This is a genomic window from Burkholderia sp. Tr-20390, assembly GCF_017104595.1.
In the GTDB taxonomy this organism is placed as follows: Bacteria; Pseudomonadota; Gammaproteobacteria; order Burkholderiales; family Burkholderiaceae; genus Burkholderia.
On the sequence record NZ_JAAGPC010000118.1, the window covers coordinates 20,562 to 27,397 of the forward strand.

At 67.2% G+C, this 6,836-nt stretch carries 8 protein-coding genes; 3 read left to right on the top strand and 5 right to left on the bottom strand.

The window, feature by feature from the left end; translation table 11 throughout:
* The first annotated feature begins 8 nt into the window (after positions 1-8).
* The gene (locus G3N98_RS26510; protein ID WP_046547936.1) at positions 9-908 is read left to right on the top strand and encodes an acetaldehyde dehydrogenase (acetylating); all 900 of its coding nucleotides are present in this window, start codon (positions 9-11) and stop codon (positions 906-908) included.
* Between the two features lie 16 nt (positions 909-924).
* Positions 925-1,956 (top strand): 4-hydroxy-2-oxovalerate aldolase, encoded by a 1,032-nt coding sequence (dmpG, locus tag G3N98_RS26515; RefSeq protein WP_206149652.1) that lies wholly within the window; start codon positions 925-927, stop codon positions 1,954-1,956.
* 109 nt (positions 1,957-2,065) lie between these two features.
* On the opposite strand, the gene G3N98_RS26520 is transcribed toward dmpG, so the two are convergent.
* Both G3N98_RS26520 and G3N98_RS26525 read right to left on the bottom strand, forming a co-directional pair.
* Positions 2,066-2,314, bottom strand: coding sequence for a hypothetical protein (locus G3N98_RS26520; protein ID WP_089427378.1), 249 nt, complete (start codon positions 2,312-2,314; stop codon positions 2,066-2,068).
* A complete protein-coding gene (locus tag G3N98_RS26525; protein WP_206149653.1) occupies positions 2,311-3,558 on the bottom strand; it encodes an alkaline phosphatase family protein in 1,248 nt (415 codons plus the stop codon). The genes G3N98_RS26520 and G3N98_RS26525 overlap by 4 nt, the downstream gene beginning before the upstream one ends.
* Positions 3,559-3,935: 377 nt before the next feature.
* Between G3N98_RS26525 and G3N98_RS26530 the strand changes: the two genes are divergently transcribed.
* Positions 3,936-4,205: an alpha/beta hydrolase gene (locus G3N98_RS26530; protein WP_206149654.1), complete on the top strand. Its 270-nt coding sequence runs from the start codon at positions 3,936-3,938 to the stop codon at positions 4,203-4,205.
* A 176-nt stretch (positions 4,206-4,381) separates the two neighbouring features.
* Here G3N98_RS26530 and infA read toward each other — a convergent pair whose 3' ends face one another.
* The 3 genes from infA to G3N98_RS26545 all read right to left on the bottom strand — a co-directional run bounded on the left by infA (position 4,382) and on the right by G3N98_RS26545 (position 6,686).
* The gene (gene infA / locus G3N98_RS26535; protein ID WP_011355053.1) at positions 4,382-4,645 is read right to left on the bottom strand and encodes a translation initiation factor IF-1; all 264 of its coding nucleotides are present in this window, start codon (positions 4,643-4,645) and stop codon (positions 4,382-4,384) included.
* A 469-nt stretch (positions 4,646-5,114) separates the two neighbouring features.
* A complete protein-coding gene (locus G3N98_RS26540) occupies positions 5,115-5,318 on the bottom strand; it encodes a cold-shock protein (RefSeq protein WP_006483056.1) in 204 nt (67 codons plus the stop codon).
* A gap of 288 nt (positions 5,319-5,606) precedes the next feature.
* Positions 5,607-6,686 (bottom strand): Rieske 2Fe-2S domain-containing protein, encoded by a 1,080-nt coding sequence (locus tag G3N98_RS26545; protein ID WP_206149655.1) that lies wholly within the window; start codon positions 6,684-6,686, stop codon positions 5,607-5,609.
* Positions 6,687-6,836: the final 150 nt, after the last annotated feature.

Consider the following 6,836-nt stretch of genomic DNA (forward strand, 5'->3'; position numbering starts at 1 on the left):
CCACCCTGATGAAGAAAATCAAATGCGCATTGATCGGGCCCGGCAACATCGGCACCGACCTGCTCTACAAGCTGCGCCGCTCGCCGGTGCTCGAACCCGTGTGGATGGTCGGTGTCGATCCGGCGTCCGACGGCCTCGCGCGGGCGCGCGAGTTCGGCCTGAAGACCACCGACAAGGGCGTCGACGGGCTGCTGCCGCACGTGGCCGCCGACGACATCCGCATCGCGTTCGACGCGACCTCGGCGTACGTGCACCGCGACAACTCCGACAAGCTCACCGCGCTCGGCGTGAAGATGATCGACCTCACACCCGCCGCGATCGGGCCGTACTGCGTGCCGCCGGTGAACCTCGACGCGCATCTCGACAGCGCACAGGCAAACGTGAACATGGTCACGTGCGGCGGCCAGGCGACGATCCCGATGGTGTACGCGGTATCGCGCGTGCAGCCGGTCGCGTACGGCGAGATCGTCGCGACCGTGTCGTCGCGCTCGGTCGGCCCCGGCACGCGCAAGAACATCGACGAATTCACGCGCACGACGTCCGGTGCGATCGAACAGGTCGGCGGCGCACGCAAGGGCAAGGCGATCATCGTGATCAACCCGGCCGAGCCGCCGCTGATCATGCGCGACACGATCCATTGCCTGACCGACGGCCCGCCCGACGTCGATGCGATCACCGCGTCCGTGCATGCGATGGTCAAGGAAGTGCAGCGCTACGTGCCGGGCTATACGCTGAAGAACGGCCCCGTGTTCGACGGCAATCGCGTGTCCGTCTTCATGGAAGTCGAAGGGCTCGGCGATTACCTGCCGAAGTACGCGGGCAACCTCGACATCATGACCGCCGCCGCGGCCGCCACGGCCGAGCGTTTCGCCGAACAGATGCTGGCCGCGACGGCCGCCACCGCTTGAGTTGAGGAGCCACGCGATGTCACTTGCAGGCAAGAAGATCACCGTTCACGACATGTCGCTGCGCGACGGGATGCACCCGAAGCGCCACCAGATCACGCTCGACCAGATGCGCAACATCGCGCGCGGGCTCGACGCGGCCGGCGTGCCGCTGATCGAGGTCACGCACGGCGACGGGCTCGGCGGCGCGTCGGTCAACTACGGGTTCCCCGCGCACACCGACGAGGCATACCTCAGCGCCGTGATTCCGGAGCTGAAGCAGGCGAAGGTGTCGGCGCTGCTGCTGCCGGGTATCGGCACCGTCGAGCATCTGCGCATGGCGCACGAACTCGGCGTCGGCACGATCCGCGTCGCGACGCACTGCACCGAGGCGGACGTGTCGGAGCAGCACATCGGCCTCGCGCGCACGCTCGGGCTCGATACGGTCGGCTTTCTGATGATGGCGCACATGTCGTCGCCGGAGCAGCTCGTCGTGCAGGCGAAGCTGATGGAGTCGTATGGCGCGAACTGCATCTACATCACCGATTCGGCCGGCCACATGCTGCCCGACGACGTGACCGCGCGGATCAGCCAGGTGCGCGACGCGCTGAAGCCGGAGACGGAGCTCGGCTTCCACGGCCACCACAACCTCGCGATGGGCGTCGCGAACTCGGTCGCGGCGGTTGCCGCCGGCGCGAACCGGATCGATGCGGCCGCGGCCGGCCTCGGCGCCGGCGCGGGCAACACGCCGATGGAAGTGTTCGTCGCGGTGTGCGACCGGATGGGGATCGAGACGGGTGTCGACGTGTTCGCGATCTCGGACGTCGCCGAGGATCTCGTCGTGCCGATCATGGACGCGCCGATCCGCCTCGACCGCGATGCGCTGACGCTCGGCTATGCGGGCGTCTACTCGTCGTTCCTGCTGTTCGCGAAGCGCGCGGAAGCGAAGTACGGGATTCCCGCGCGCGACATCCTCGTCGAGCTGGGGCGGCAGCGGCTCGTCGGCGGGCAGGAGGACATGATCGAGGATGCGGCGCTGACGATGGTGCGGGCGCGGGCAGTGGCGGCCTGAGCGAACGCGGCCGGCATTCGTCCGGAAGCGGCGGGGAGCGGGGCGCGAGCCCCGTTTTCATTTCGGATGCGCGGATCGAGTCCCCTCGATCACGCATCGCCCGCCGACTTCAGCGATGCTTCCCGCCGTGCCGCTTGCGCCGATGCGCTTCACGCGCCTGCAACAGCGACGGCATCAGTTCCTCGATGTATTGCCGCGCCTGCCCGCGCGTCACGATCTCGCTGAAGCGCTGATGGGCCTTGTCATGGCCGACCAGCGCCGCATGCGCTTTCTTCAGGATGTGCAGATACGCGATCAGGCTCGTACCGTCGCGCACGGGCAGCGCATCGCGCGGGTCGAAGGCCGGTGTCGTACTCATGATCCGATCCTTTGCGGGCAGTCGCCGCGGCACGTCGTGGAGACGAGCGCCAGCAGGTCGTTCGCGAGGCGGTCGCGATCCGTCAGCGGCGCGAGGCCGAACAGCCGCTCGAGCGTCGCGGCAACCGACGCATGATCGTACGGCGTGTGATCGACCTGCCCGGCCGCGACCCACGGCGAAATCACGATCGCCGGCACTCGCACGCCGTACACGTCGAACCCGAAGCCGCTCGCGTTCAGCGTCGCCGCCGCGCCGTCGTTCGGCGGCGGCGCGGCGCCCGGCCTGACCGAATCGTAGAAGCCGCCGTGCTCGTCGTAACAGATCACGAGCAGGCTGCTGTTCCACACCGGCGAATTGCGGATCGCGTTGTACACGCGCGCGGCGAGCTGGTCGCCACCGGCGAGGCCGTCCATCGGGTGTTGCGAGCTGCCGTTCTGGTAAGTGCCGTGCACGATGTCGCCGTAACCGGGCTCGATGAACGTGTAGCGCGCCGTATAGCCGGCCGCGAGATCGGCCTCGAAATGCGCGAGGTCGTCGATGTCGAAGAAGCTGATGCCCTTCAGCGACGCAACCTGCGGCACGTGGCCGAGCGGGTCGCCGGTCTGGTCCTGGTAGATGCGCCAGTTGTCGTCGCCGAGCGCGGCGAAGATCGACCCCTTCGGATACGGAAAGCCGTTGAACGCGTCCCATCCGGCCATTTCTTCCTTGGTCGGCGAATGGTCGAGCCCGGCCGACGACGCACCGTGCAGGTAAAAACGATTCGGCCAGGTCGGCCCTGGCATCGACGCATGCCACGCGTCGCACAGCACGAACGCGTTCGCGAGCGCGTGCAGCGACGGCGCCCGCGTCGCGATATCGACACCCTGCATGATCTTGCCCGCGTCGGCCGGCTGCGGCGGCGTGCCTTCGGAATGCGAGGTCGCGTAGTTCGACACGAACCCGGTGTTGACGACCGGCGGATACGGCTGCCCTTTGACGAACGGCACGCCCGCGCCGCACAGCTGCTCGAGCACGTCCGCGAATTCGTGGCACGGATCGGTCGGCATCCGGTCGGGCGCGCCGCCGCCGAACGGATAGACCGCATCGCCGTACGCGTTGCTGTTACCCGGCGACGCGGCGACGATGTCGGGATAGCCCGACAGCGCGAACAGGTGATCGAAGGAACGGTTCTCGAGCATCAGCACGAACACGTGCTGGATGCGGTCCTGAACCGACGGGGATGCGGGGGCTGCGTCTGCACTCATGGCGCCTCCTGGCGTCGCGCGACGAAAGTCCTGCTGGCACGGTCGTTGGCCCGCTGAAAGCTGCTGAAGGGATTGAAAGCCGCGGCGCGGGCCGCGAATTGCCGACGAGTGTACGACCGCCCCGGCCCGCGCGTAAAGCCGCACGCGAACCGTGTGGCGGCGCGTGCGTTCGGCCGCTTGCCGGCCCGTTGCACGAGGCCCTGCCAGACTGGGCGTCGACCATTTCAACTTCATCGTCGACCGTACGAGCAGGTCGCATCACGCGCCGACCGCCGAGACGACCGTCGATGACGATGCGTTTCGCCGGCTCGTGCGATTCGTGACGGGGGGATTGTCGGCGCGCGGGGCCGACGTGAAGCTGCGGCAGAACCGCGCGCGTGGCGCCGGCTTGCCGGCTCGCGTATCTCGACATGCTGACCGGCACGGATGTCGCCGACGACATCCGCGGGCTCGATACGCGCTTCCTGGTGATCGTCGGCGACAAGGATCCGGGGCTCGACGCCGCGGCGATGCAGGCGACCTTTCTCGCGTGGCATCCGAACGCGCGGCTCGTGACGATACCGAATTGCGGGCATTACCCGATGCAGGCATGTCCGCCGTATGTCGCGATGATCGTCGAGGATTTCCTACGGGACGCGGCCGCCTGAGCGTTGCGCACGCGCGGCGGCCGGTAAAGGCGGTATTGGCCGCCGCGGCATGACGATGCCGGTGGCGACCGGCGGACGGCACGCGATGTGTCGTCCACCCGGTTCATCCGGCCTCGTCGGCCGGACGGGATTCGATCGGCGAGGCGGTGCTGCGTGCCCGCGCCGATCGTTGCCGCTTAACGGCGCGGCTGGCCGGTGCGCGGCGGACGCGGCGAATTCGCGTCCTTGTGACGGAAGTTGATGCGGCCCTTGGTGAGGTCATAGACCGACAGTTCCAGCGTCACGCGATCGCCCGCGAGAATGCGGATGTGGTTCTTGCGCATGCGGCCCGACGCGTACGCGCCGACCACGACGCCGTTTTCCAGCGTGACACGGTATTTGCTGTCCGGCAGCACTTCGTCGACGATTCCGTCCAGTTCCAGCAGTTCTTCTTTTGCCAAACCAATTCCTCCAGACAAGGTAATTGACCGCGGCCGCGGCGATCTGCCCGGCGCCGTGCCCCACAACGGGACGGCGGCCGGCAGGCTGCCGGGGATCGGTTCGTTCAGACGGGCCCAGGGCCTGTCTTGCGATCGGAGCCCGGCGCGTTGCGGCGTTCAGGCGGTCGGTGGCGGCGGCGCATGGAGCGCCGCGCAAGTCGGGACCGCGCCTGCAACGGCATGGCGTCGGTCTGCTCGGGTTGATGCGTTGAAGCGGTGATGCGCTCGCGAAGCGGCGAGCGCTTCACGAAGGCGTTGCGTCGCACGCGGGTCGCGCATGCGATGAGGGAGGCGTCACGACCGATGCATCGCGGATGTCGCGATGCATCGGTCGTGCGCATCGGAAACGCGCCGGCTGCCGCCAAAGCGGCGCCCTGCGCGCCAATCCATCCGGCAGCGGCCACCGCGTGGCGGCCGTTGCCGATGCGACTTACTGCGGCGTGATGTTCGACGCTTGCAGACCCTTCGGGCCGCGCTTCACTTCGAAGCTGACCTTCTGGCCTTCGGCCAGGGTCTTGAAGCCCGTGCCGCGAATTTCCGAGAAATGGGCGAACAGATCGTCGCCGCCGTTGTCCGGGGAAATGAAACCAAAGCCCTTGGTTTCGTTGAACCACTTGACGGTACCGGTATCCACAAATACTTCCTTAATACAAATGACGAATAATTGAACATGCGCCCGCGACGGGCACATAAAGAATCAAAAGAGGGAGAGACCAACGACCGCCGCACGGAGTGCGGCCAATGATGAGCAATCGAACTTCTTGAACACTTCGGTCATGGACACTACGCGCGAGTGGCCGTTTCGTCAAGTGTTTTTGATGCGGCGCACAAGCCCCCCTCCGGGTGCGCCTTACGCAGCGGGGGTTGCCGGCCGACGGCACGTATTTCGATGCGCCCCCTTTTTCGGCCGGCCCGCCGGTTTTTACTGCGGCTCGAACACGTGATGCAGCGCCGGCGGCGCGGCGCCTTCGCGAATCCGCATTTCGAATGCCTTGCGCGCGACGCTCGTCGGCCGCACGTCCGCCACGTCCAGATAGAACTGCGAATACCAGTCGCGCATCTGGTACAGCGGCCCATCGCCTTCGCACAGCAGCGGGTTGTCGATCCGCGTCTTGCTGTGCCAGATGTCGACGTCCTCGTAGAACGCGCGCTGCGCTTCCTTCACGTACGCGTTCGCGATCTCCATGTTCTGCGCGTCGGTCAGCCCGGCCACCTTCTTCACGATCACGCCGTAACGCAGCTCGAAGCTGTTCATGTCGATCGGCACGTGGCAGTTCAGCAGCACCGAGTGGATCGGCTGCCCGCCGCTCTGCCCCGTCATCTGCGTGATGTGCACGGCCGGCCCGAAATACGTCGACAGCGCGGTCAGCGCATCACCGCCGAGTTTCTCGCTGCGGCCGACCATCAGCTGCGTCGCCTTGTGATCCTCGAACAGGTTCGCGAAATAGTCGATCGGCGCGCGATGCACGGTCGCGAAGTGCGCGACGTCCGAGATGTTGTCGACCAGCTCGCGGCAGTTGGCCTGGATCACCATCTTGTCGACGACCCAGTCCGACCATTCGTCGGAGAAGCACACGTCGAGCCGCGGAATCGCGACTTCCGGCGGCGGCGCGTTGCCTTCCGGGTCGTTCCACACGAACAGCAGGTTGTTTTCCTCGCAGGTCGGCCAGGCGCCGATGCGCGCCTTCGGCGGGATCCGCTTGCAGTACGGGATCGATGCGCACTGCCCTTCGCCGCTCCACGCCCAGCCGTGGAACGGGCACACGAGGTGGTCGCCCTGCACCGTGCCGAGGCTCAGGTCGGCGCCCATGTGCGGGCAGTAGGCGTCGACGACGTTGACCTTGCCGGTCGAATCGGCGAACGCGGCGAGCTTGCGGCCGAACGCGTTCAGCGTGTGCGGCTTGCCGTCCTTGAAATCGAGGGCGAGCCCGAGGCAGTGCCAGCCGCGCGCATAGCGCTGTGCGAGCGGCTGGGCTTCGATCTTGTAAGGGCGTGCGGACATGTGGGTTGACTCCTCTTGTGGAGAGCGCGCGTGCGCCGTGCGGGCCGCGGCCGATTTCCTTGATGAAGCGGGCGCACGGGAACGGAACGGCGGCGGGATCGTGGGAAGCGGTCATCGGGGCGTGGGGCGGGCGGCCGGCATCGGGCCGCG